Origin of the sequence: Profundibacter sp., from assembly GCF_965277155.1 — a bacterium.
GTDB lineage: Bacteria > Pseudomonadota > Alphaproteobacteria > Rhodobacterales > Rhodobacteraceae > Profundibacter.
This window is the reverse complement of the sequence record NZ_CBDIBV010000002.1, coordinates 35,293-61,551: the sequence shown is the minus strand read 5'-3', so window position 1 is coordinate 61,551 and position 26,259 is coordinate 35,293. Positions and strand designations below refer to the sequence as shown.

At 56.3% G+C, this 26,259-nt stretch carries 19 protein-coding genes and 1 pseudogene; 3 read left to right on the top strand and 17 right to left on the bottom strand.

The features are described from left to right. Positions 1 to 237: 237 nt before the first annotated feature. The 5 genes from ACQY4M_RS01120 to ACQY4M_RS01100 all read right to left on the bottom strand — a co-directional run bounded on the left by ACQY4M_RS01120 (position 238) and on the right by ACQY4M_RS01100 (position 5,529). On the bottom strand, positions 238 to 1,281 hold the full coding sequence (locus ACQY4M_RS01120) for an IS5 family transposase (RefSeq protein ID WP_428539227.1): 1,044 nt from the start codon (positions 1,279 to 1,281) through the stop codon (positions 238 to 240). A 380-nt stretch (positions 1,282 to 1,661) separates the two neighbouring features. Next, positions 1,662 to 2,912 carry an IS256 family transposase gene (locus ACQY4M_RS01115; RefSeq protein ID WP_428539230.1) on the bottom strand — a complete coding sequence of 417 codons (1,251 nt, stop codon included), beginning with the start codon at positions 2,910 to 2,912 and terminating at the stop codon, positions 1,662 to 1,664. 63 nt (positions 2,913 to 2,975) lie between these two features. Then, positions 2,976 to 3,551 (bottom strand): hypothetical protein, encoded by a 576-nt coding sequence (locus ACQY4M_RS01110; RefSeq protein WP_428539747.1) that lies wholly within the window; start codon positions 3,549 to 3,551, stop codon positions 2,976 to 2,978. Beyond that, complete coding sequence (locus ACQY4M_RS01105; protein WP_428539744.1) at positions 3,548 to 4,021, bottom strand: hypothetical protein; 474 nt, start codon at positions 4,019 to 4,021, stop codon at positions 3,548 to 3,550. The genes ACQY4M_RS01110 and ACQY4M_RS01105 overlap by 4 nt, the downstream gene beginning before the upstream one ends. Before the next feature lie 281 nt (positions 4,022 to 4,302). Continuing rightward, positions 4,303 to 5,529, bottom strand: coding sequence for an IS256 family transposase (locus ACQY4M_RS01100; RefSeq protein WP_428539582.1), 1,227 nt, complete (start codon positions 5,527 to 5,529; stop codon positions 4,303 to 4,305). Positions 5,530 to 6,505: 976 nt separating this feature from the next. On the opposite strand from ACQY4M_RS01100, the gene ACQY4M_RS01095 reads away from it, so the two are divergent. After that, positions 6,506 to 7,549: an IS5 family transposase gene (locus tag ACQY4M_RS01095; RefSeq protein ID WP_428539227.1), complete on the top strand. Its 1,044-nt coding sequence runs from the start codon at positions 6,506 to 6,508 to the stop codon at positions 7,547 to 7,549. A gap of 166 nt (positions 7,550 to 7,715) precedes the next feature. On the opposite strand, the gene ACQY4M_RS01090 is transcribed toward ACQY4M_RS01095, so the two are convergent. After that, complete coding sequence (locus ACQY4M_RS01090; RefSeq protein ID WP_428539741.1) at positions 7,716 to 9,212, bottom strand: hypothetical protein; 1,497 nt, start codon at positions 9,210 to 9,212, stop codon at positions 7,716 to 7,718. Positions 9,213 to 9,257: 45 nt separating this feature from the next. On the opposite strand from ACQY4M_RS01090, the gene ACQY4M_RS01085 reads away from it, so the two are divergent. After that, positions 9,258 to 10,484, top strand: coding sequence for an IS256 family transposase (locus ACQY4M_RS01085; RefSeq protein WP_428539582.1), 1,227 nt, complete (start codon positions 9,258 to 9,260; stop codon positions 10,482 to 10,484). 12 nt (positions 10,485 to 10,496) lie between these two features. On the opposite strand, the gene ACQY4M_RS01080 is transcribed toward ACQY4M_RS01085, so the two are convergent. From ACQY4M_RS01080 to ACQY4M_RS01060, 5 genes are all read right to left on the bottom strand, one after another. Continuing rightward, entirely contained in the window at positions 10,497 to 11,204 is a 708-nt protein-coding gene (locus ACQY4M_RS01080; protein ID WP_428539612.1) for an IS1595 family transposase, read from the bottom strand. A gap of 363 nt (positions 11,205 to 11,567) precedes the next feature. Next, positions 11,568 to 11,852 carry a DUF1330 domain-containing protein gene (locus ACQY4M_RS01075; RefSeq protein WP_118942286.1) on the bottom strand — a complete coding sequence of 95 codons (285 nt, stop codon included), beginning with the start codon at positions 11,850 to 11,852 and terminating at the stop codon, positions 11,568 to 11,570. 3 nt (positions 11,853 to 11,855) lie between these two features. Then, positions 11,856 to 14,519 carry an alanine--tRNA ligase gene (gene alaS / locus ACQY4M_RS01070; RefSeq protein WP_428539737.1) on the bottom strand — a complete coding sequence of 888 codons (2,664 nt, stop codon included), beginning with the start codon at positions 14,517 to 14,519 and terminating at the stop codon, positions 11,856 to 11,858. Positions 14,520 to 14,644: 125 nt separating this feature from the next. Beyond that, positions 14,645 to 15,718 (bottom strand): recombinase RecA, encoded by a 1,074-nt coding sequence (gene recA, locus ACQY4M_RS01065; RefSeq protein ID WP_428539734.1) that lies wholly within the window; start codon positions 15,716 to 15,718, stop codon positions 14,645 to 14,647. 276 nt (positions 15,719 to 15,994) lie between these two features. Next, entirely contained in the window at positions 15,995 to 17,836 is a 1,842-nt protein-coding gene (locus ACQY4M_RS01060; RefSeq protein WP_428539731.1) for an ATP-binding protein, read from the bottom strand. Positions 17,837 to 18,074: 238 nt separating this feature from the next. Here ACQY4M_RS01060 and ACQY4M_RS01055 point away from each other — a divergent pair, with 238 nt between their 5' ends. Beyond that, positions 18,075 to 19,118, top strand: a complete 1,044-nt coding sequence (locus tag ACQY4M_RS01055) for an IS5 family transposase (RefSeq protein WP_428539227.1) — start codon at positions 18,075 to 18,077, stop codon at positions 19,116 to 19,118. A 79-nt stretch (positions 19,119 to 19,197) separates the two neighbouring features. On the opposite strand, the gene ACQY4M_RS01050 is transcribed toward ACQY4M_RS01055, so the two are convergent. The 6 genes and pseudogenes from ACQY4M_RS01050 to istA all read right to left on the bottom strand — a co-directional run bounded on the left by ACQY4M_RS01050 (position 19,198) and on the right by istA (position 26,091). Next, positions 19,198 to 19,575 (bottom strand): hypothetical protein, encoded by a 378-nt coding sequence (locus ACQY4M_RS01050; protein ID WP_428539728.1) that lies wholly within the window; start codon positions 19,573 to 19,575, stop codon positions 19,198 to 19,200. Between the two features lie 121 nt (positions 19,576 to 19,696). Next, on the bottom strand, positions 19,697 to 20,854 hold the full coding sequence (locus ACQY4M_RS01045; RefSeq protein ID WP_428539725.1) for an RsmB/NOP family class I SAM-dependent RNA methyltransferase: 1,158 nt from the start codon (positions 20,852 to 20,854) through the stop codon (positions 19,697 to 19,699). 37 nt (positions 20,855 to 20,891) lie between these two features. Further along, positions 20,892 to 22,346: an IMP dehydrogenase gene (guaB, locus tag ACQY4M_RS01040; RefSeq protein WP_428539722.1), complete on the bottom strand. Its 1,455-nt coding sequence runs from the start codon at positions 22,344 to 22,346 to the stop codon at positions 20,892 to 20,894. A gap of 91 nt (positions 22,347 to 22,437) precedes the next feature. Further along, the gene (locus ACQY4M_RS01035; RefSeq protein ID WP_428539719.1) at positions 22,438 to 23,475 is read right to left on the bottom strand and encodes a LysR family transcriptional regulator; all 1,038 of its coding nucleotides are present in this window, start codon (positions 23,473 to 23,475) and stop codon (positions 22,438 to 22,440) included. 389 nt (positions 23,476 to 23,864) lie between these two features. Continuing rightward, positions 23,865 to 24,595, bottom strand: a pseudogene (gene istB, locus ACQY4M_RS01030) (IS21-like element helper ATPase IstB). After that, a complete protein-coding gene (gene istA, locus ACQY4M_RS01025) occupies positions 24,592 to 26,091 on the bottom strand; it encodes an IS21 family transposase (RefSeq protein WP_428539289.1) in 1,500 nt (499 codons plus the stop codon). Before istA ends, istB begins: the two are co-directional and overlap by 4 nt. Positions 26,092 to 26,259: the final 168 nt, after the last annotated feature.

The following is a 26,259-nucleotide window of genomic DNA, read 5'->3' as shown; positions in this document are numbered from 1 at the left end:
TTGCTGTAAGGCCTAGAGTTTGAGAAAGCATGTATTGGTCTGGAATTTCTCGAATTGGGACCCCCGTAGACCCTCCACTGCCATAAGGGAACCTCTGTAAATTCCCGTTTTCGCCTTCTTCGCGGCGGGGTGGACGGTTTTTCGCCTGTCCCGCCTGATTGCTTCGGATCATAAACCCATTTTCACCGGTTTCAAGCCGGTTTTGGGTATTTCAGGCACACCTCACCCCATGAACCCTTATCCCGGCGCCGCCAGGCCGCATTCGAACTGGACGAAGCGCTTCATGTTGTAGACCAGGTTCATCATCCCGATGCGAAATCGCGCCCGCTTCAGGCCGATGGAGCGGATCAGCTTGCCGCCCATGGAGCGCTCCTGAAAAGCGAATACATGCTCGACCCGGACCCGCACTTTCGAGCGCCTCCGGTTGGCCTTTTGCTGGCGCTCGCCAAGCGGCTTGCCGCGCCTGCCCTTGTGATGGATATGGCTGTGAAGCCCCCGCTCTTCCAGCTCGCTTTCGATCTTTTGCGAGCGATAGGCGCTGTCGGCCCACAGGTCCGATGAGGTGTTGCTCGCATCAATCAGACCGGCAAGCGCCTGGCTGTCATGCACGGCGGCATCGGTGACATCATAAGCGCGGATGAATTTGTGCCGCCGGTCGACATTGATGTGGTTCTTGTAGCCGTAATAGCTCTTGCCGTGCTTCTTCGTCCAGCGCGCATCCACGTCCTTCTGGCGCTTCTTGTGGGGTTTTTCCTCCCACTCTTCAGGCGTTTCGCCCGCCTTGATTTTCTCGTTCTCGTCCCTTTTGTTGTGCTGGCGCGGCGCCGGAACGATGCTCGCATCAACAATCTGCCCGCCCATCGCCAGATAGCCCTTTTCGCGCAGAAAGGCATCGAACTTGTCAAACAGCTCCTTCATCTTCCCGGCCCCGGCCAGCCTTTCACGGTAGGCCCAGATGGTCTTGGCGTCAGGTACGCTGTCTTCAATGCCAAGGCCGAGAAACCGCATGAACGACAGGCGGTCGCGGATCTGATACTCGATCTGATCGTCAGAGAGGTTGTAGAGCTGCTGCAAAACCATCGTCTTGAATATCAGCACCTCATCCCAAGGCGGGCGGCCAGCGTTGGATTTGCGCTGTTCGGGCGGCGTGCGCCATATGGCCTTCAGCTCGTCCCGGTAATCCTCGAACGGCACCATGTCGTTGAGCAACACCAGCGGATCACCAGATTTGTCCAGTCCCGCGTATCGGCTGGAAAGATCAAAAAATCCCATCTGACCCATGACAAAACCCCGTCGGTCGAATCATTTTCATCCTGATGACGATTCTACCCCGTCAGGCCGGATTTTGGGGGATTTTTAGAGGTTCCCATAAGTAATAAGACCCGCGGCCGAGCCATTTCCCTGGAATGCATTCAAGGCATGTTGAATGCCTATACGAACTGCTGCAATACGGTCCATCGAACCGAACCGGTTTACAACAAACAGCGTATTAATACTGCAATCCTCCACCCCAACGGGATCAATCGGTGTTGGCCGCTCCGCAGTCCATCCAACATCTGGCAAGTGCGGAACCAAAGACAGCAACAACGGAATATTCACACATGATTTCCCGCCTGCATTATTTGGCCCGGAGCTATACCCAAAAGTTGGTGACGCAGTAATCAGGCGGCATGTTTTTCCTGCTTGATCCCGTCCTTAAATTCAACCCCTTCGATGATTTCCGGCAATCGGAATGCGCCGTCGAGTTTACGCCATTTCTTCTTTGCCGACATCATCAGGCGGAAGGTCATTGCCAAGGCGGTCTTGCGCCCGAGGCAGCCTTTGGTCTTCTTCGTTCGGTGCCGCACGGTGGCAAATATGCTTTCGATGGGGTTGGATGTGCGGATGTGTTTCCAGTGCTCGGCAGGGAAGTCGTAGAAGGTCAGCAGCACGTCCCGGTCCTTGGTCAGCTTCCCCACGGCACGCTCGTATTTCACGCCATAGGCTTCGATGAAGAAATTGAACGCGGCCTCGGCGTCCCGTTTGTTCTCGGCCATCCAGATGTCCTGTAGATGGCCCTTGGCTTTGGCTTGCAGCGACTTCGGCATGGCATTCAGGACGTTGCCGGTTTTATGCACCCAGCAGCGCTGCTCCCGGGTCTCACCGAACACCTCCCGCAAGGCGTTCCAGAAGCCGAGCGCGCCATCACCAACGGCCAGATCAGGGGCTTTTCTGAGGCCACGACGTTGCAAGTCCAGCAGCAGTTCACGCCAGCTCTGGCTGCTTTCTCGATACCCGTCCACGAGGCCCAGAACATCCTTGTTACCCCACTCGTCCGCGCCGATGATCACCAGCATGCATTGCTTGTCAGCATCCGTGCGCGGCTTGAAATAAACCCCGTCGGCCCAGAAATACACATAGCGTTTGGCCGACAGGTCACGCCGGTTCCAACGCTCGTATTCTGCCCACCACTCCGCCTTCAGGCGCGAAATCGTGCTCGATGTCAAACCACCCGCATCAGGCCCCAGAAGGGCCGCCAGTGCTTCGCCGAAATCACCCGTGGAAATACCTTTGAGATAGAGCCAGGGCAACAACTCCTCGACCGACTTTGCCCGGCGCAGATACGGCGGCAGAAGCGTCGAGGTGAACCTGATCTTCTCCGCCCCCGTGCCACGATCACGCACCCGAGGCACATTCACCGGGACAGGGCCGATCCCCGTCATCACCTCGCGCTCCGGCAGGTATCCGTGGCGAACAAGGCGCTGGCGACCGGCCGAATCCCTCAAATGCGCGTGTTGCGCCATCAGATCACAAACCTCGGCCTCGACCGCCTGTGCCAACAGATCCCGCGCGCCTTTGCGCAAGATATCCGTCAGCGGATCAGGTGAAATTCCGGCTGGATCGGTAAACTCCAAAATAGTATCGTCTTCCATGTGGCATATCCTTTTCTCTCTGAGAATCGCGGCGCGTCAACACCGCCATGATATGCCACCCAATCACCCCATCACCAACTTTCGGGCATTACTCTTTGGCCCGTGAATGCCTGCGCTTGCAATATCTGCATAGGCGCAGTTTTTTGGATCCCCTCCGTTTTGGCCCAGTTTAAAACCACCTGGCCCATCAATCGCACCCGAGAAATCAAACACCATAGTGCCGCCATTCGCCGTCAGATCATCCGTTGAAATATCACAACTGCTTGCAAACCCAGTGTTAATCATACCGCCCCCACATTGTGAGGTGATCCCGGTTTGAGATATTTGCCCCATGACAGCATGGTTTTGCCCGACGGAAAGCATCTCATCCGAAATACGGATAACTTCGCCCGCAGGCAGGTTTTGTCCTGTCACGGTTATAGTGCAATCCACATTCCAGATATTGCCACTTTGCACAGCCGGTTCGCAAGTTTTCACCACATCCAAAACCGGAACTGGTGGTGCCGGATCAAAGATCGTAATGCAATAACTGGTAATCGGCGTTGGCTGTCCGGTTGCGGCATCGAGCGACATAAGGTTGGCACAGTTTTCAGTGCCCAGAAGCGCGTTCCCTGCATTCATTACCATGTTCACAATCAAGGTCGAGCTGCCAACACTATGCGGAAAATCTGCACTTGATATCCAACAACCAGGCTGCGCTCCTGGGGTGCCTGCCGGAACATATGGCCCTTGAATACACTGCCACGGATCACTGGATGTAATATTTTGGATGCTGGCGATTGGGAATTCCCCCCAGTCGTTAATGCATCCAACACATATAACGGATCGGTAAACGGCACACCATTGGTCGTGACGGTGATCACACATTGGTAAGGCTGGAACCATCCTGTATTGCTAAAGGTCCGACGATCGCCCGATGCTTTACAGCTTTTGGTCACGTCATATTCAGTCGTCGCCGGTGGTTTAGGTGGCTCAATCGGCACACAGTTCGAATTGGCCACAACCTTGCCATTCAGCTCAAGCGCCGCGCAATTTTCAAAACCACCTTTGGCAAAAGCATTATGCGGAATCGACAACAGCACATCGATCCGGTTTCCGGTATTGGCCATAAAGTTTGCCGCCGAAATCTCACAACTTGCACCATTGGTAAAAGGCGCATTATCACACGTCCAATTGGCCGGAAGGCCTTGCAGGCCCGAAATGTATTGTGAAGTGTTTGTGCCGCTTAGATAATGTAGCAAATCCTGCACAACCAAAGTGCCACTAAAAGGATCAGAGTTGGTTTGGTCAATATGGATCGAACACGCGTAGTTCGAAGCATTTGGGTTGTGTCTCGAAAGTGGTGGAAATTGATTTCAGGCACCTCCGAGCGGGTTGAGTTATGCGCCGGTCAGGCGGCTTGGTCAAGGGTTGCGTCGGCGACGGGCTGAGCGAGCGTTTCCCAGCCATCGACCTTTCGCATGACGATCTGCCCCGAGGCCATCAGAGCCCAAAGCAGCATCGGCACGGTCTCGGCGCATGGCAGCACGGTCTGGGTCTTGATGCGGCGGCGGAATTCCTCGTTCAGGCGTTCGATCGCATTTGTCGTTCTGGCCGATTTCCACTGGCCTTGTGGCAGACGCGTGAAGGTGAAAAGCTTATCTCCTGCTTCTTCCAAGCTGTCAGCGACGGCCTTGCATTTCAGCCGCCATTTTCGCAGAAATGCCTTGCGGCGGGTGGCGATTTCCTCGGGTGTTTTGGCGTAGATCATGTCGCGGTAATCTTCTGTCAACTCATCATGCATACGCTTGGGTGCCTTGGCCAGAAGGTTGCGGTGCTTGTGCACCGTGCACCTCTGGATCGGCAGATCTTCACCCCAGAGGGCAATGAGAGCGACCTCAAGTCCCGGTGCCCCGTCCACGATGACAAATTCGGGCCGTTTCAACCCGCGCGCATCCAGATCGTTGATGAACTGACGCCAGGCGGAGGTGCTTTCGCCGCCCATGTTCATCAGTGATAACAAGACCTTCTGCCCATCCCGGCGCACGCCAATCGCGGCCAGAACCGAGATATTGGTGGCCTTCCTGTCAATCCGCGTTTTGATCACGGTGCCGTCCAGGATCAGCCGCACGATGTCTTCATCCGCAAGGCTGCGGGCGCACCACGCCTGCCAGTCCACCTTCACCTTGCGCCAGGCGCGGCTCACCACATCCTTGCTGACCGCCCCCTGAAACAGGCCGAACAGGGCGCGTTTTACCCGCCGTGTGTTGGTGCCCGAAAGGTAGACAGCAGCGATCAGCGCCTCGGCCTTCTTCGTCAGCCGCTGGTAGCGGGGCAATGCCTTCGAGCGCCATTCTCTGGCCTTGCCGGCCTCGCCTGTGATCCGCGCACGCGGCACGCGCACCGTTTCGGTTCCAAATGTTCCGACCAGTTGCCGCTCGCGATGCCCGTGGCGGTATCCGGCCTTTGCCCCGCCGCTGCGGCCATACCGGCAACGGCCCAGAAACTGCTCCAGCTCCTCTTCGAAAACCGCCTCGATCGTCGCGCGGATGTTCTGGCGCAGCCGGTCTTCAATCGGGTCATAGCCTGCTTCATTGGCCAGTAGCGCGGATGTCGATGTTGCTGTATTCTTTGTCATGGCGTGATCTCCTTGGCGGTTCCAGCCGCCGGTTGGGTGGCTTCGATGCACCCGGAGATTACGCCGTCCTCGAATTTCCACCAAACTCGCGACACTACCAGCATTTACCCCAAAGTCTACAAGCTTACACTCCTTACGAATGCGGAACGTTGGATCAACCGGTGTGCCCGTAGGCTTCCACGTCATGTTTTCGCAATTGCCCTTGATCTCGCGTTTATCACCGTCAAACGCGTAAGCACCGCCGGCGCAGTTTTCCCATTCCACAAGTTTATCCCCGTGGGTTTGTGCGAACAGATCAAACACAACTGTTTCAAACCCTGAGGGGTTAAAGGCCCCGCCAAAAATTGTACAATCGGTTTGTTGCGTCGGCACTGTAGGCGAACATGCCCACGCATTGTTTGCGGGATGAATACCAATAATGTTAGCATTATTGCTGCCGGAAACACCTGTTGCATCTTCGGTAAATGTATATGTCCCCGCGAATGGAGCCGTCAAAGCGATCGCCGTAATCTCGCAAGACCACGCAACGCCGGTCTCACCATTGTGCGTCGCCGCCTCAGGCTCTCCACATGATTTTTTCAAGAACAGCTCTTTTGGTGCCCCCCAAGTCGTAGGTATCGGCTTGATCCGCGTTTGCACACAGCTTGCCTCGGTTCCCATTTCACCATTGGCCGAATTGGCCGCACCCTTGGCACAGTTTTCCCACTCGATAACCTCGTCATCGCTGACTTGGGCGGTGAACAGATTAACATGTACAACTTCGGGTGAAGACATGGTTGATCCGTCCAGCACACAGCTTAGATGATCACTGCCAATACCTTGGCACGGCACAGAGGCCGCTGTGAATCGCGCGGTGCCAATGCTGATATGCGAGGCATCTTCATCCAATGGGAACCTCTAAAAATCCCCCAAAATCCGGCCTGACGGGGTAGAATCGTCATCAGGATGAAAATGATTCGACCGACGGGGTTTTGTCATGGGTCAGATGGGATTTTTTGATCTTTCCAGCCGATACGCGGGACTGGACAAATCTGGTGATCCGCTGGTGTTGCTCAACGACATGGTGCCGTTCGAGGATTACCGGGACGAGCTGAAGGCCATATGGCGCACGCCGCCCGAACAGCGCAAATCCAACGCTGGCCGCCCGCCTTGGGATGAGGTGCTGATATTCAAGACGATGGTTTTGCAGCAGCTCTACAACCTCTCTGACGATCAGATCGAGTATCAGATCCGCGACCGCCTGTCGTTCATGCGGTTTCTCGGCCTTGGCATTGAAGACAGCGTACCTGACGCCAAGACCATCTGGGCCTACCGTGAAAGGCTGGCCGGGGCCGGGAAGATGAAGGAGCTGTTTGACAAGTTCGATGCCTTTCTGCGCGAAAAGGGCTATCTGGCGATGGGCGGGCAGATTGTTGATGCGAGCATCGTTCCGGCGCCGCGCCAGCACAACAAAAGGGACGAGAACGAGAAAATCAAGGCGGGCGAAACGCCTGAAGAGTGGGAGGAAAAACCCCACAAGAAGCGCCAGAAGGACGTGGATGCGCGCTGGACGAAGAAGCACGGCAAGAGCTATTACGGCTACAAGAACCACATCAATGTCGACCGGCGGCACAAATTCATCCGCGCTTATGATGTCACCGATGCCGCCGTGCATGACAGCCAGGCGCTTGCCGGTCTGATTGATGCGAGCAACACCTCATCGGACCTGTGGGCCGACAGCGCCTATCGCTCGCAAAAGATCGAAAGCGAGCTGGAAGAGCGGGGGCTTCACAGCCATATCCATCACAAGGGCAGGCGCGGCAAGCCGCTTGGCGAGCGCCAGCAAAAGGCCAACCGGAGGCGCTCGAAAGTGCGGGTCCGGGTCGAGCATGTATTCGCTTTTCAGGAGCGCTCCATGGGCGGCAAGCTGATCCGCTCCATCGGCCTGAAGCGGGCGCGATTTCGCATCGGGATGATGAACCTGGTCTACAACATGAAGCGCTTCGTCCAGTTCGAATGCGGCCTGGCGGCGCCGGGATAAGGGTTCATGGGGTGAGGTGTGCCTGAAATACCCAAAACCGGCTTGAAACCGGTGAAAATGGGTTTATGATCCGAAGCAATCAGGCGGGACAGGCGAAAAACCGTCCACCCCGCCGCGAAGAAGGCGAAAACGGGAATTTACAGAGGTTCCCCTTAAATAAAAGCGTCTATAAATCGCACAGCAACAGGCTGTTGCCGATCACATTTGCCGCCTGTGTAGAGGGGACAGGATATTCCTGCGTGCCGATGATTGCCGACGATAGATGCGGCTCGACCCGTGCAAGATGTCCGAATGTTTCGCGCGCACGCCCAATCTGCCCCATTTGCGCGTAACAGGCCCCAAGATAGCGCAGGGTTGGCGGATAGTATTTGCCGGTATTCTTTGGCTGTAACGACAGGGCCAGATTGCCATTTCGAATACCGGACCGGTAATCCCCGTTCAGGGTGTCGATCATGCACAGGGTGGTGACAAACGCATAGCGATGCGGCAGGAAACGCCCCAGCATGGCTGCCTTCATCGCAGATTTACGCGCTGCGACCAGATCGCCTTTGTATAATAACAAAAGCGCCTGCGCATCATGGGTCATGACATGATCGGACTGGACCATATGCGCCCTGTCAATCAGCTCGGTGGCTTGTTCGAAATCACGAAAAACAAAGGCGGATACAAAGGACAGAAGCGATAGCGTCAGGCCATTATAAGGGTCCAGCGCCAGTGCCCGTTCCGCGTATTCATATGTGCGCGCCAGAATATCATCGCGCTCGCAACTGTCCTGCTCTTCCATCCAGTGGGCGCCCAAATAGGCCCGCCATGCCAGAATGCTGGAACTTTCATTCAAATCACATGCCAAAGCAAAGCTTTTGTCCGATAGATTCAGGTTTCGGGCCGTCAGTGAAAACATGCTGTTTATCCCCTGAACCGCCAATGCAGCGGCCAGATGCGGCTCGGTCGAGAATTGTTCGGGTTGGGCGGCCAGTTTGGTGAATATCTGATCAGATAATTCGTTTGCCAGACTCCAGTCTGTAATGTTGCCTTGTTCGGTAACCGGTATGTGCCGGACCTGCGACCAGATGGTTGATTTGTCCGAGGAGCGCAGCAGGCTGAGTGATATTTCGACCCGCAGATCATTGCTTTGGGCAAATAGTTGTAAATACACATCCGGAATAACACAGGGCGCGGTATTCTGGTCAGGACCGCGTAGATCGACCACCTCGAAACCGCCAAATTCCATAAAGAAATGCGTGATCTTTCCAAGCAATATATTCCCCGTCGTAGAGGCCCGCATGTCTTCGGGGGCCGTCATGACATTTTGCAAACCTATCTTGATCGTATGACACGGGGCACTGGCACCGGATAACCTGTGAAGCAACGGATTACGGTGCGCCGGTTGCATGGTCGCGGAACGGGCCGTGCGCAACCAGTCCTCGAACCCGTCCTCGCCGACGATATCGATCCCCTCCAGCAATTCGCCGTCTGCATCGCCTTCCAGGGCATCAACATGGATCCGGTCCTTGATCAACCGCACACAATCACGCCTGATCTCGATCGGGCTGGTTTCCTGTGGCCCGAATATCTTACGCAAGGTCGAAAGCTCGTGGCGCAGGCTTGCGGTAGTGTCGCGAGTTTGGTGGAAATTCGAGGACGGCGTAATCTCCGGGTGCATCGAAGCCACCCAACCGGCGGCTGGAACCGCCAAGGAGATCACGCCATGACAAAGAATACAGCAACATCGACATCCGCGCTACTGGCCAATGAAGCAGGCTATGACCCGATTGAAGACCGGCTGCGCCAGAACATCCGCGCGACGATCGAGGCGGTTTTCGAAGAGGAGCTGGAGCAGTTTCTGGGCCGTTGCCGGTATGGCCGCAGCGGCGGGGCAAAGGCCGGATACCGCCACGGGCATCGCGAGCGGCAACTGGTCGGAACATTTGGAACCGAAACGGTGCGCGTGCCGCGTGCGCGGATCACAGGCGAGGCCGGCAAGGCCAGAGAATGGCGCTCGAAGGCATTGCCCCGCTACCAGCGGCTGACGAAGAAGGCCGAGGCGCTGATCGCTGCTGTCTACCTTTCGGGCACCAACACACGGCGGGTAAAACGCGCCCTGTTCGGCCTGTTTCAGGGGGCGGTCAGCAAGGATGTGGTGAGCCGCGCCTGGCGCAAGGTGAAGGTGGACTGGCAGGCGTGGTGCGCCCGCAGCCTTGCGGATGAAGACATCGTGCGGCTGATCCTGGACGGCACCGTGATCAAAACGCGGATTGACAGGAAGGCCACCAATATCTCGGTTCTGGCCGCGATTGGCGTGCGCCGGGATGGGCAGAAGGTCTTGTTATCACTGATGAACATGGGCGGCGAAAGCACCTCCGCCTGGCGTCAGTTCATCAACGATCTGGATGCGCGCGGGTTGAAACGGCCCGAATTTGTCATCGTGGACGGGGCACCGGGACTTGAGGTCGCTCTCATTGCCCTCTGGGGTGAAGATCTGCCGATCCAGAGGTGCACGGTGCACAAGCACCGCAACCTTCTGGCCAAGGCACCCAAGCGTATGCATGATGAGTTGACAGAAGATTACCGCGACATGATCTACGCCAAAACACCCGAGGAAATCGCCACCCGCCGCAAGGCATTTCTGCGAAAATGGCGGCTGAAATGCAAGGCCGTCGCTGACAGCTTGGAAGAAGCAGGAGATAAGCTTTTCACCTTCACGCGTCTGCCACAAGGCCAGTGGAAATCGGCCAGAACGACAAATGCGATCGAACGCCTGAACGAGGAATTCCGCCGCCGCATCAAGACCCAGACCGTGCTGCCATGCGCCGAGACCGTGCCGATGCTGCTTTGGGCTCTGATGGCCTCGGGGCAGATCGTCATGCGAAAGGTCGATGGCTGGGAAACGCTCGCTCAGCCCGTCGCCGACGCAACCCTTGACCAAGCCGCCTGACCGGCGCATAACTCAACCCGCTCGGAGGTGCCTGAAATCAATTTCCACCACTTTCGAGACACAACCCTTCAAGTAACGCTTAACCCATTGTCTTAGCTGCAATAACTGAGCTGAAGGGTCACTGTTGTTGAAACGCCACTCGCATTCCTTCAAATATAGCCCAAATTGGGCCTTGGGGACACCGTTAAATCGGCGCATGTGGCGCTTGGCTTGGTTCCAGAAATTCTCGATGCCATTGATGTGGTTGTGACGGTCTGCAAAGAGCTTGGAATGGTTGATGCGAAAGTGGTGGAAGTCTGACACATCCAGCACATTATAACCGCGCCAACAATCGGAATAGACGATGGAATCCGGCACGACTTTGCGCTCTATGATCGGGATCAGAGTGGCGGATTTGGCGTCCGGGATGATCTTGGTGTAAACCTTCCCACCCCTTTTTAATATACCAAAAACGGGAATTTTACCTGCCGCACCACGCCCGCGTTTACCTTTGCGTTTGCCGCCAAAGTAGCTTTCGTCCACTTCTATTTCTCCGCCGAACATAGCTTGGCTTTCCGCCTCCAGCTCATAGGCGATTATCTCGCGCAGGCGTAGAAAATAAAACGCTGCGGTCTTGCGGTTTACACCACACAAACTGGCTGCTGTTCGTGCTGTCGATCCCGAAACAAAATGCTCCGTAAGACGGTCTTGCTTGTAGTGGCTCAGGCGACTCTTTCTCATGCTTCCCATCATAACCTCTTTTTAGGTTATCTGGGTCAGCCCCTAAAATAATGCTTAAAAAACTTGTTCTTATATTAACCGTTCAATAAATTTTGGATCAAATTCCGATCCGACTATCCAGTACAATACAGATAGCACAAGCCGGGATACCGACCGAGCGTGAATTCGGGAATCCTCGCGGATACACGAAATATTCACGATATATTTTCGGTTTTTCTTGATTTGGTTTACGTTAGGGAATGTTCTTGCCTATTAGGGCGGGAATCCGAGATTTCCCCTATGTTTTTTATGCCAGCAACTGTGAATCAGTGCTTCAACAAATCAAACGGGGCCATAAAGCCCCGTTCAGGTTTTCAAACGACGTTACACACCTTCGACAAAGGTATATTCCCGATCCGCTGCGGGCAGGCCATAGGAAAGCGCTTCTTGATACTCGGGCGAATGATAGAATGATTTTGCCGTTTCCATATCCTTGAAACGGATAATCACATTGCGCGACCGTCCCTTGCCTTCCATGTGGAAACACTCGCCGCCACGGGCCAAAAACTCGCCGCCGTATTTCGCCACGGCCGGCCCCGCCAATTCCGCGTATTTCGCATATTTTTCGGCGTCGTTCACATCAATGTGCACCATCGCATAAGCAACCATTCTCTACCCTTTCAGAATTTCTTCTGCCGCTTTGATCGCAGCCTTTGCATTATCAACATCCTTACCGCCACCCTGCGCCATATCAGGGCGGCCACCGCCACCAATACCGCCCAAAGCCGCAACAGCCGCCTTGACGATATCCACCGCAGAAATGCGGCCGGTCAGATCATCGCTAACCCCCGCCGCCACAGCGGCCTTTCCGCCGGTATCGGCGATCAACAGAACCGCACCCGAGCCGATCTTGGCCTTATGCTCGTCAATCAGCGCCCGCAAATCCTTGCCGCTGACACCGCTCAATACCTGCGCTACAAATTTGATGCCGTTGATTTCCTTAACATCCTGCGCGCCGCCCTGCCCCGCGCCACCGGCCATCGCCAGTTCGCGCCGCAATTGCGCCACTTCGTTTTGCAACGCCTTGCGCTCGTCCAGCAGCGCCTTGACCCGTGCGCCTACCTCTGATGATTGCGCCTTCAACAGCCCCGCAACCTCGGCCAAGGCCCGTTCTTTACCGGCCAGATACTCCAGCGCCGCAGCACCCGTCAGCGCCTCGACCCGGCGCACTCCAGCCGAAGAAGCACTATCACCCAGCAGCGCAAACAGCCCGATATCACCGGTCTGTTTCACATGGGTGCCACCGCATAGCTCCAGCGAATAAGTGTCTTTATCGGCGCCCTTGCCGCTGCCCTCTTGTGTGCCCATCGACACCACGCGCACCTCGTCGCCGTATTTTTCGCCAAACAGCGCTTGTGCCCCCAATGCGCGCGCATCATCAGGCGTCATGATCCGGGTTTCCACCGCCGTATTCTGGCGTATGTAATCATTCACCTCGGCCTCGACCGATTGCAACTGTTCACCCGTCAACGCCTTGCCGTGCGAGAAATCAAACCGCAACCGGTCCGCCGCATTCAACGATCCACGCTGCGCCACATGATCCCCCAGCGCCTGCCGCAACGCCTCGTGCAACAAATGCGTGGCCGAGTGATTTGCCCGAATGGCCCCGCGACGCGCATGGTCCACTTCCAGTTCCGCCCCCTGCCCGACGCGCAATTCGCCCTCGGTCACTTCGGCGATATGGATGAACACATTGGCCGTTTTTTTCGTATCGGTGATCTGCGCTGTGCCACCATCAACCTTCAGCACGCCACTATCCCCGACCTGCCCGCCACTTTCGGCATAAAACGGGGTCTGGTTCAGCACGATCTGCACCTTTTCCCCAGCCTTGGCAGATTGAACCGGCTTACCGTCCTGCACCAATGCCAGAATTTGCCCTTCGGCAGCCTCGGTGTCATAGCCCAGAAATTCGGTGGCGCCATGTTCCTGCGCCAGATCGAACCAGATCGCGGCATCCGCCGCCTCGCCGGTGCCCGCCCATGCCGCGCGCGCCTTCTCCTTTTGTGCCTGCATTGCTGCGTCAAACCCGTCGGTATCCACCGCACGGCCCTTTTCACGCAAGGCATCCTGCGTCAGATCCAGTGGAAACCCGTAAGTGTCATACAGTTTGAACGCCGCCTCGCCGGGCAAATCCGCCCCTTCGGGCAGGGCTGCCAATTCGTCATCCAGCAGCTTCAGACCACGGTCAAGCGTCTGTTTAAAACGGGTTTCTTCCTGATGCAGGGTTTCCTCGATCAAGGCCTGCGCCTGCCCCAGTTCCGGATAGGCCGCGCCCATCTGTTTCACCAGTTCGGGCACAAGTTGATACATCAGCGGATCTTTGGCCCCCAGAAGATGCGCATGACGCATCGCGCGGCGCATGATCCGGCGCAGCACATACCCACGCCCGTCATTGCTGGGCATCACCCCGTCGGCCAACAGAAAAGAGGTCGAGCGCAGATGGTCGGCAATCACCCGATGGTGGGTTTTGCCCGGCCCGTCCGGATCGGTCGAGGTTGCATGCGCGCTGGCCTCGATCAGGCTGCGCATCAGGTCGGTCGCATAGTTGTCATTGGTGCCCTGCAACAGCGCCGCCACCCGTTCAATCCCCATGCCGGTATCAATCGACTGGTTCGGCAGATCGGTGCGGCTGCCGTCCTCGTGCTGTTCGTACTGCATGAACACCAGATTCCAGATTTCCACGAAGCGGTCGCCATCCTCTTCCGGCGTGCCCGGTGGGCCACCCCAGATGTGGTCGCCGTGATCATAGAAAATCTCGGAGCATGGGCCACAGGGGCCTGTTGCCCCCATCGACCAGAAATTGTCACTGGTCGGGATGCGGATAATCTTGTCGTCCGAAATGCCCGCAACCTTTTTCCAGATCGCCGCCGCCTCGTCATCGGTGTGATAGACTGTCACCAACAGTTTTTCTGCCGGAATTTCCAGCTCTTTGGTGATCAACTCCCAGGCAAAGGCAATCGCCTCGTCCTTGAAATAATCGCCAAAGGAAAAATTGCCCAGCATTTCGAAAAATGTATGGTGGCGGGCGGTATATCCCACATTGTCCAGATCATTGTGCTTGCCGCCTGCCCGCACACATTTTTGCGCCGAAGCCGCGCGTTTGTAGTCGCGGGTTTCAACGCCGGTGAACAGGTTCTTGAACTGCACCATGCCCGAATTGGCAAACATCAACGTCGGGTCATTGCGCGGAACCAGGGGCGAGCTTGGCACGATCTCGTGCCCCTGCTTTCCATAGTAGTTCAGAAATGTGCTTCGGATATCATTCAGGCTTCGCATATCAGGCTCTTTTTGGGCTGAAGTTCGGGTCAAACCCGTTTATCGCCCCCCGCCACGCCTGTCCACAGTAAGAAAGGGCCGCAAAGGCAATTTGCCTGCGGCCCCGTCTGCAAACTTTGCGTTGTTTAGGCTTCCAGAACGTCCCCGTCCTCGGAAATTTCCGGCATCTCGAAGTCAAGCCCGTGGGCCGCGCGGATTTTATCCTCGATATCATAAGCGATGCGGTTGTGTTCCTTCAGATAAGTTTTGGCATTTTCGCGGCCCTGCCCGATGCGTTCATCTCCGTAGGAAAACCACGAGCCGGATTTATCAACGATGCCGGCCTTTACCCCAAGATCCAGCAATTCGCCCATCTTGGAAATGCCTTCGCCATACATGATGTCGAATTCCACCTGTTTGAATGGCGGGGCGACCTTGTTTTTCACCACTTTCACGCGGGTGGCGTTACCGACAATTTCATCGCGGTCCTTCAGCGCACCGATCCGGCGGATATCCAGACGCACCGAGGAGTAGAATTTCAGCGCATTGCCACCGGTCGTGGTTTCGGGGCTGCCGAACATCACGCCTATTTTCATGCGGATCTGGTTGATGAAAATAACCGTGCAACCGGATCGCGAGATCGAGCTGGTCAGTTTACGCATCGCCTGGCTCATCAAACGGGCATGAACGCCAACACTGGCATCCCCCATGTCGCCTTCCAGTTCCGATTTCGGCGTCAGTGCGGCGACTGAATCAACCACCACCATACTCACAGCCCCCGAACGCACCAGTGTGTCGGTGATTTCCAGTGCTTGTTCACCGGTGTCAGGCTGCGAGATCAGCAATTCATCCGTGTTCACACCCAGGTTTTTTGCATAAAGCGGATCCAGCGCATGTTCCGCGTCAACAAATGCACATACGCCACCTTTTTTCTGGGCTTCGGCAATGCAATGCAAAGTTAAGGTGGTTTTGCCCGAGGATTCCGGACCGTAGATTTCGACCACCCGCCCTTTGGGAATGCCGCCAATCCCCAGCGCAATATCAAGCCCCAGTGAGCCCGTCGAGGTGGCCTCGATTTCCTGAACCGCGCCCTCCTGTCCCAGTTTTATGATCGAGCCTTTGCCAAACTGGCGTTCAATCTGGGCCAGCGCTGAATCCAGCGCCTTTTGTTTATCTGTCTCGCGCTTGTCTGCCATTTTCAAAAGATCTGCCGTTGCCATTGTTCCCGTCCCTTATTTCATAACCACGCATGCGCGGCAATCTATAAATGTTCCTATCATGTTCTCATTTCTTATGGGGGTAAAAAGAGAACATTGCAATCCCATTTTTCATAATTACAATTTTATATAAAATGGTTAAAAAGAGATTACCCGCGATAAGTTAATAGGTGATTGCCTTAATTTTACCCAACAACCCCTTATAATAACATGATTTTATGAGCATCAAAAGCTACCCCCATTAATAGGACAGCATCCAAACATCACATCGAAGACCCGCTAATGAAGCTGTTTTTGGACCGTTGCGGTTAGATCACCCAAAGAAAATGGTTTCGGCAGGAATACCGAATTGGGAATTTTTGACTGCTGATCGACTACATCTTCTTCCGCATAACCCGATACAAACACCACTTTAACATCCGGTCGTTTTTCCAGTGCTTTGCGAACCCAGCTAGGCCCGTCCATTCCGGGCATGATAACATCGGTTACAAAGACGTCGATCTTCAACCCCTCGTCCTCGAGCGTTTTTAGCGCCTCTTCCGCGTTTTCCGCTTCCAGAACTGTATATCCCCGCAATCGCAATGCGCGCGACGCAAAGGCCCGCACAGGGGCTTCATCCTCAACAAGAAGGATGATCCCCTCGCCTTGCTTGTTTTTGGGTTTGGTTTTTTGAGCGTCAGATTTCAGCCCAACCAGGTCGTGTTTGTCATAGGCCGGGAAATACAGTGAAAAGCAGGTGCCTTTCCCCGGGACACTATCCACAAATACGAATCCGCCGGATTGTTTCACAATGCCGTAAACCGTAGACAGCCCAAGTCCGGTTCCCTCGCCAACCCGTTTGGTGGTATAAAACGGCTCGAATATCTTGTGGATTTTATCCGGAGATATCCCGATCCCCACATCGCTGACTTTCACAACAACATAATCACCGGCAATGACCCGCGCGCGATCCCGCTCCATATCGTGCTGCAATGTCACACCTTCGGTTTGAATCCGGATTTCGCCCCCCTCCGGCATCGCATCGCGGGCATTCACCACCAGATTCATCAGAACCTGTTCCAATTGGCGTTTATCGGCACGGATCGGGCGCAATCCCGGATCATGCGACAGCGACAACGTTACCTTTTCCCCGACCAGACGGTTTAACAAATGGGTCAGATCCGACAATGTATCCCGCAGATCAAGAACCTCGGGTTGCAGATTCTGTTTGCGCGAAAATGCAAGCAACTGGCCGACCAAACTGGCGGCACGGTTGGCATTCTGGTTGATCTGCATCAGATCGCCATAATCCGGATCCCCCTGATCATGCCGCAGCAACAGTAAATCGCAATGGCCGGAAATCGCCGTCAGCAGATTGTTGAAATCATGGGCCACCCCCCCCGCCAACTGGCCGATTGCCTGCATTTTCTGGCTTTGCACGAATTGCGCCTCGAGGGTTTTCAATTCGGTTGCGTCATTCAGCACCGCAATCAGCACCGGATTGCCATTCTCCTCGATCCGGCTCAGACTGACTTGCAAATAGACTTCCTTATCGGTCTTACGCGCCTGCAGCACCTCGGAGCGCGACAAACCACGCCCGGCAATCGCATCCGCAATCCAGTCGGAAATCGAGCGCCCCAGTCCTTCGACCAAATCCCCTAGGTCCGTGGCACCGGACATCGGATCATTCAACAATTTACGCGCCAGACGATTGGCCTGAACAACTTTGGCATCGGTCGATATCTTGATCATCGGAATCGGCAGTTCATCAAAAAACTGCCAGCCATTGCAGTTTTGCCCATCCGAAACGCTTGGCAGCAAGTAAATCTCGCGCCGGTCCGAGGCCACTTCCAGTTCCGCCACCAGCGCCCGGATAACCCCGTCCTTACCCGCAATCTGGTGCTCCTGACCGCTGACCAAAGGCAGGTCGTTAAACACAGCCTCCAGCGTCTCGACCCGCCCCCCCAACAAGCGGCACAGGATATCGTTCATAAACAGAACCGTTCCCGATTTGGAAACCGTCAGCATCGGCAGGCCAATATCGCCGCGCCCCTGCCCCGTTTGTTCTGCCTCCAGCCGCCAAAGATAGCGGTCACCGGATATCTGGTGCACCATCAGCCCAAGCATTCCGTCCCGCGTCACAATATCTTCCTGCGCGGCACCAAGCGCCTGAGCCTTGTTTTGAAGGCGAAAAAGCATGGCGGACGGATTGGCCACCATATAGCGTAGCACATAGGACAAGGGCCTGCCGGTCACTGCCGAAAACCGGTCTGTTGCCGCACGGTTGAAATATGGGAACCTCTAAAAATCCCCCAAAATCCGGCCTGACGGGGTAGAATCGTCATCAGGATGAAAATGATTCGACCGACGGGGTTTTGTCATGGGTCAGATGGGATTTTTTGATCTTTCCAGCCGATACGCGGGACTGGACAAATCTGGTGATCCGCTGGTGTTGCTCAACGACATGGTGCCGTTCGAGGATTACCGGGACGAGCTGAAGGCCATATGGCGCACGCCGCCCGAACAGCGCAAATCCAACGCTGGCCGCCCGCCTTGGGATGAGGTGCTGATATTCAAGACGATGGTTTTGCAGCAGCTCTACAACCTCTCTGACGATCAGATCGAGTATCAGATCCGCGACCGCCTGTCGTTCATGCGGTTTCTCGGCCTTGGCATTGAAGACAGCGTACCTGACGCCAAGACCATCTGGGCCTACCGTGAAAGGCTGGCCGGGGCCGGGAAGATGAAGGAGCTGTTTGACAAGTTCGATGCCTTTCTGCGCGAAAAGGGCTATCTGGCGATGGGCGGGCAGATTGTTGATGCGAGCATCGTTCCGGCGCCGCGCCAGCACAACAAAAGGGACGAGAACGAGAAAATCAAGGCGGGCGAAACGCCTGAAGAGTGGGAGGAAAAACCCCACAAGAAGCGCCAGAAGGACGTGGATGCGCGCTGGACGAAGAAGCACGGCAAGAGCTATTACGGCTACAAGAACCACATCAATGTCGACCGGCGGCACAAATTCATCCGCGCTTATGATGTCACCGATGCCGCCGTGCATGACAGCCAGGCGCTTGCCGGTCTGATTGATGCGAGCAACACCTCATCGGACCTGTGGGCCGACAGCGCCTATCGCTCGCAAAAGATCGAAAGCGAGCTGGAAGAGCGGGGGCTTCACAGCCATATCCATCACAAGGGCAGGCGCGGCAAGCCGCTTGGCGAGCGCCAGCAAAAGGCCAACCGGAGGCGCTCGAAAGTGCGGGTCCGGGTCGAGCATGTATTCGCTTTTCAGGAGCGCTCCATGGGCGGCAAGCTGATCCGCTCCATCGGCCTGAAGCGGGCGCGATTTCGCATCGGGATGATGAACCTGGTCTACAACATGAAGCGCTTCGTCCAGTTCGAATGCGGCCTGGCGGCGCCGGGATAAGGGTTCATGGGGTGAGGTGTGCCTGAAATACCCAAAACCGGCTTGAAACCGGTGAAAATGGGTTTATGATCCGAAGCAATCAGGCGGGACAGGCGAAAAACCGTCCACCCCGCCGCGAAGAAGGCGAAAACGGGAATTTACAGAGGTTCCCATATATGATTTCATCATCAAGATCGGTGATAAAACAGGGCGAGGCATCATTGCCAACAATGCCAGCCAGCGTGTCAATGTCCGCTTTTTGCACACGAACCTTCCAATAGGCACGCACCATCACGGCCAGCCCGACAAACCCGAGTGTCATACCACTGGCTATCATTATCAGGCCCGCCACCGGATCGGGCACAAAGACAGCCGCAACGATCAACGCCACCGCCATCAGGCCAAGGTAAAACACCCTGCCTGTGGTAAACCCCGCTTTGCGGATTTGAATTTCGGGCGTTTGCGCCGTGTGAGCCACCGAAAGCCCCCGCTGATTGATTCGTGGACTCTTAATCTCCAACACAAGGTCTTAAGCATGCGTTAAGCTTGAATCAGAAAAGCGGAGATGCGCCACTTACGGTTGATTATGTCCAGTTTTCCTACCGCGTCAAGAGAGCGCAGAAAAATCCGTCGCAACCATCCATCGGGGTAAAGCGGGTCTGGCTGGTGCATTTCCAGTCGCTATCGGCAGTAAACGCTTCAATCTGTTCGCTATTTTCCGCATCCAGCAGCGAACAAGTGGTATAGGCCAGCACCCCGTTTGGCGCGACCAGAACGGCGGCTTTGGTCAGGATTTCAGCCTGGATTTCGCGCAATTGCTCCAGCTTTTCCGGCGTGAACTCCCATTTCCCCGCAGGCGAGCGCCGCCATGCACCACTACCGGAGCAGGGCACGTCACACAGCACCAGATCATAGGGGCCGCTATCGGCCACCTGCTCCGGCTCAAGCAGCGTGACAACCGCTCCGGCACGTTCCGCACGATCGGGCAGGTCTTTCATGCGCTGCGGGTTGGCGTCATGGGCGAAATAGCTGGCTGGCGCGCGCACGGCCATCGCCAGAACCTTGCCACCGCCACCGGCACAATAATCCAGAACCCGCATATCATGGCGCAGCGGCAACAGATCGACCACCGCTTGCGAGGCCGCGTCCTGAAGTTCCACCCGACCGTCATTATAGGGCGCGCTCAGATGTACGCGGCGGGGGTTCTCGGTGACCTCGAGTGCAGTCGGGGACAGGGGATGCGGGGTGGTCTGGATGTTTTCTTCGGCCAGATCAATAGTGGCCTGTTTCAGATTTGTTTTCAAGGTGTTGACCCGCAGAAACACCGGCGCGCGTTTTTGCAGCGCATGGCAGACGGGGGCGAAATCATCACCCAGAGAGGCTGCCAGTTGCGGGGCAATCCAGTCGGGGATGTCCAGCGCGGCATTGCCCTCGGGTGTATCCCCTTGCATCAGTTCCTCTGCGGTCAAAGGCGTCGGCGCATGGCCGACGCCGGTGAACATTTCTTCCGGCTCCACCCCTTGGGCACGCAGCAGACCCAACACAATGCCACGCCCGGTTTGTGCCCCGCCAAGGGCAGCGAACGACCGCTTGCAGCGAAGCGCCGAGAACACATGATCCCGCACCGCCGCACGGTCTTTGGAGCCGGCATAGCGCGAACCGCGTGCCCAGTTGGTCAGCGCCTTTTCGGCGGCGTCACCGTCCAGAATATGGTCCAGAATTTCGATGGCAGCGGAAAGGCGTGCAGCAGGAGTCATAGGGTGGTTCCACATGTAGGGCGGGGTTCACCCCGCCCTACGACATCCGGTAATTCGGGCTTTCCCGCGTGATCTGCACGTCATGCACATGGCTTTCCTTCAGGCCCGCGCCGGTGATCTTGACGAACTCGGCCTTGGTGCGCATTTCATCCACCGTGGCGCAACCGGTATAGCCCATTGCCGCCCGCAAACCGCCAACCAATTGATGGATCACAGCCCCCGCGGACCCCTTATAGGGCACTTGCCCTTCGATCCCCTCGGGCACCAGTTTGTCGGTCGCCGCGTCTTTCTGGAAATAACGATCGGCCGAGCCACGCGCCATAGCGCCAAGGCTACCCATTCCACGATAGCTTTTGAAGCTACGGCCTTGATATAGAATAACTTCTCCGGGGCTTTCATCGGTGCCGGCCACCATGCTACCCACCATTGCACAATTGGCACCGGCAGCAATCGCCTTGGCAAAATCACCGGAAAACTTGATGCCGCCATCGGCAATAATCGGCGTGCCGGACTCGGCCGCTCCACGGGCGCTGTCGATGATCGCGGTCAGTTGCGGAACACCCACACCGGCCACGATCCGCGTGGTGCAGATCGAGCCCGGGCCGATACCCACTTTGACTGCATCCGCCCCTGCCGCAACCAGTGCTTTGGTCGCCTCAGCCGTGGCCACATTTCCCGCCACGATCTGCACGTCATTGGATAGGGTTTTGGCCCGTTCCACCGCCACAGCCACCCCTTCGGAATGACCATGGGCCGTGTCGATCACCACCATATCCACGCCCGCCTCGACCAGTGCCTTGGTGCGCTCGAAACCCGCATCGCCAACCGTGCTGGCCGCCGCCACCCGCAGGCGGCCCAGATCATCCTTGCAGGCCTGCGGGTTCAGCACGGCCTGTTCCAGATCCTTCAGCGTCATCAGTCCGGTCAGTTTGCCCTGCCCGTCGGTGATCAACAGCTTTTCAATGCGCCGCGCCTGCATCAGGCTGCGGGCCTCGTGCAGGTCGGCGGGTTCGTGCAGCAGCGCCAGATTATCCGAACTCATCATCGCGGAGATCGGGGTTTTTTCGTCGGTGGCAAAGCGCATATCGCGGTTGGTGACAATCCCCACCACGCGGCCCGTTTCGTCAACCACCGGAAAACCGGTGACGCGGTAGCGGTCCTGCAAGACCTTGGCATCTGCCAGCGTCTGATCAGGGGTCAGGGTGATCGGGTTGTAAACCACGCCGCTTTCAAATCGTTTCACGCGGCGCACCTGCGTGGCCTGCTCCTCGATATCCAGATTGCGGTGGATCACACCCATACCGCCCACCTGTGCCATGGCGATGGCCATCTTGGCCTCGGTCACGGTGTCCATCGCGGAACTGAGCAACGGGATATTCAGACGGATGGTTTTGGTCACTTGGGTGGAAGTGTCGGCGGTGGACGGCAGCACGTTTGACGCGGCCGGAACCAGCAAAACATCGTCAAACGAAAGGGCTTCGCGAATCTCCATGGGGAGCCTCCTTGCTAAAGCATCATTTGACGCGTCCCTATCGCATGGATTTCGCGCGGTGGGAAGCCCTGATTGTGGAATACGCGGAAATTCACACTGTATCTGGTGCCGTGAACAGCTCCAAATCCCGCGCGAACAGATCATATAGTGCCGCCGCCACACGTCTGATCGGACGTTCTTTGCGGCTGATATCATGACTGACCAACCACTGGGTGTGACCCAACCCTTCGATCGCCTCCGAGCACCGTTGCAATCGCATATCCCCTTCTCCAACGAAACAGGGCAACACGCACAGACCCGCACCCGCGCAAGCCGCCTCTAGCAAAGCGTGCGGCGTGTCGCAGGTTATAGATGCGGGTCGTTCCAAATGTTGCGATAGCCAACGCGCAGAAGCACCGGTCGCCGCTGCAGGGGTTGGCACCACCCAGTCGCAGGTTTTCGTGCGTTGGGGTGTTTGCGCGTCCGGGTGGGAGTCCAGATATGCCGGGGCCGCATACAGCGCAAAATCAACGCGGCCAATTCGGCGTCGTGCCAACCCTTGTTGCGTTGGCAGAACATTACGCACAGCCAAATCTGCCTCGCGACGTGACAGGTTCAGAAAACCGGCACCCGATAAAATATCAATGCGCACAGCACCATCTAAACTATCCTGCAAAACAGCCAGTTTGCGGGCGATATAGACACCGGTCCAGTAACCACAGGCAATCCGCACGCGTGGACGCGGATCTAACCCTTCGCGCCACAGCCCTATCTTTTTTGCGTGACCCGCCATTGGCTCTACTTGCTCCAAAAGGTCCTGACCCGCGCCGGTCAACGTATATCCTTTGGCTTTGCGCTCGAACAGTTGCACTCCTAATGCTCTTTCAAACTCGGATATTCGCCGGTTCAGAGTGGGTGCACTAAGCCCGGTTTCAGGCATCGCCGCTGACAGACCACCGGCTTTTGCGATGGCTAGAAACAGGCGGATATCGTCCCAATTTATCTTTCCATATTCAAAAGGCATATTTCGTATTTTCTCGTTTATCCCTGGATTAATACTGACAATAAGGGGGCTTATACGATCATATTCAGAAACAAAACAAAAATCGGGACATATGCCAATGCCAGATAAATGCCAGTTCCTAATCACCTTCGAGGTTAATCAAAACAGCATTTCCAGTTTTGAAGACATGCTTGGTTCGGTTCAAACCGAGTTGCCAAAAGTCGAGGGATGCCAGAACGTCAATATTTTCAGGCACGATGACCCTGAAAGTAACAAATTCACATTGTTTGAAACGTGGGATTCAAAACCCCTGCATCAAGATCATGTTGTGCAGATGCAAGAGAGCGGTCAATGGGCCAAAATTGAAAAAATGTTGAACAGGCAACCTACGGGGTGTTACCTGCTAATGTGTCAATGAGCATTTAAAACTGACCCGGTTTCGGCATTTAAATTTGCCCCCCCCTTTGTGGCGCAAAGCCCCCAGTCGGGCCGCCTTCATGTAGCGAGTCCGTCTGGGGGCTTTGCTTGCGGAACGGCTAGTTTTTTCTACGGCGTTTACTCTGGGCGAACCGGTATGAGGTATTGCCGGTTTCGATGATGTTGCAGTGATGAGTGACGCGATCCAGAAGGGCGGTTGTCATCTTGGCATCCCCGAAGACCGAGACCCATTCACCGAACTCAAGGTTGGTTGTGATGATGATGCTGGTCTTCTCGTAGAGCTTGCTGATCAGATGGAAGAGCAACGCGCCACCGGATTTGGGAAACGGGATGTAGCCCAGCTCGTCGATGATGACGCAGTCCAAAGCCGAGAGCTGCCGGATGATCTTCCCTGCATTGCCGTCGGCCTGTTCCTTGATCAGGGCGTTGATCAGATCGACGGCGTTGAAGAAGCGCGCCTTCTTGCCGTTGTTGATCAGCGTCGTTCCCAGCGCGATGGCGATGTGGTTTTGCCCGTGCCGGTTCCGCCCACCAGGATGAGGTTATGGGCCTCCTCTGTGAACTGGCCGGTGCAGAATGGTTCGATCTGGGCCTGGGTGAGGGCGGCGGCGCTGTAATCGAAGGTGGCGAAGTCCTTGTGATGGGGGAACTTCGCAACCCTCATTTGATACTGGATGGAGCGCACCCGGCGCTCTACAGTCTCGGCGTCGATCAGTTGCCTTATCGCTGTGGTCAGACTTGGCGGCTTGCGCGCGGACAGCAGATCATGGGCGCAAGCTGCCATTCCATGCAACCTGAGGGCTGTCAGTTGGTCGATCAAGGCATTCATACGGCAACCTCCTCAGCCGAGCACAGGGTCTCATAGCGTTTGCAATCGGCTTCGGGCCGCAAGGTCAGCTGCGGATAAGCGCAGGCATCGCTGAGCGGTGTGATGACCGGTTCCACCAACTGGTTGATCAGATTGATGATGGCGGGCAGCCGCAGGGTGTTTTGTGCCACCGCCAGATTGCAGGCCGTCTCGACCACCTCGATCCCGTGATCCTGTGCCAGCAGGAGCAGGTCGACGAACTCCCGATCCCCGCCTTTACCAGCCATGTAATGTTCCCTGATCCGATGCATGGCCTCGGGCAGTTCCCAGCCCACAAAGGGGGCGCCATTGCGCAGGGCACCAGGCTTGCGGTCCAGCAGGGGAACGTAATGCCAGGGCTCGAAATAGCTGATATTGCGGGTAAAATGACGCCTGTGCTCGGCAATCACATCCTGACCGGAGACCACCACGATCCGGCCGGCATAGGCGCGTAGCGACACATGATGCCCGGCAAAGCGGGAGGGCACGCTGTAGCGATTGCTGGCATATTGAACCAGGCAGGTGGAGCGGACACGGACGGTCTTTTCCACGTAGCCGTCGAAGGCCCGACCCAGGGGGCGCAGTTCGGCGCGCTCGTCTTCGAACACTTCGGTAATCGTGCGATCCTGCTGCTCGGGATGGGGACGCTCTGCCAGATCTTCGCAACGCAGACGCAGCCACGCGTTCAGCGCCTCGAGATCATCAAAGGCCGGTTCGGGAACGAACAACCGGCCCCGCAAGAACTGGACCTGGTTCTCGACCTGTCCCTTCTCCCAGCCCGCAGCGGGCGTGCAGGCCACCGGCTCCATCACATAGTGGTTCATCAAGGCCAGGAACCGGGGATGGAATATCCGCTCCTTCGAGCGCGAAACGTAGGTCACCATGGTCTTGGGGTTGTCGATGATCACCCTGCGCGGAACGCCTCCGTAAAAGGACAGCGCCTGCACGAAAGCATCCAGCACCATCTCCTGGGCTTCACCGGGATAGGCAATCACGAAAGGCTTGCGGCTGTGACACAGGCGGAAATGAGCGACCTTCACCTTCTGCTCGACACCACCCAGTACGACCCGTTCTTCGCTCCAGTCAAATTGCAGCGCGTCACCCGCCGCAAAATGCAGCGGGATAAACGCATCTCCCGAACAGGCCCCGGCGCGCTTCAACTCACGAACAAAACGCTGAACCGGCGAATAGGACCCGGTATAGCCCTCTGCCACAAGCTGCTCGTATAGCTTCTGGGCCGTCCGCCGCTCCCGGCGTGGTCGCCTCGAGTCCTGATCAAACAGTTCCTGCAGCCGAAGATCAAACCCATTGCACAGTTTGTGCCGAACTGGCGGCGCATGGCGCTGGTAGCTCGGCGGATTCTCGTCCTTCAAATACTTCTTGATCGTGTTCCGCGACAGTCCCGTCGCCCGCGCCACAGACCGGATGCTGCGCCCTTCAACCAGCACCCAGCGCCGGATCTTCGATACGCTTTCCATCAATATCACCTGCTCTTTCCTCCGCACAATTTTGCGCGGATGTTAACGAAACAGGTGGGTCAATTTTACTCGCTCATAACCCACCCAAGTGGGTCAGTTTTGCACGCCGATTCACATACTAGTTCACAAATCACGTTTCCATTGTTCACTTTGTCCTACAACGGTGCA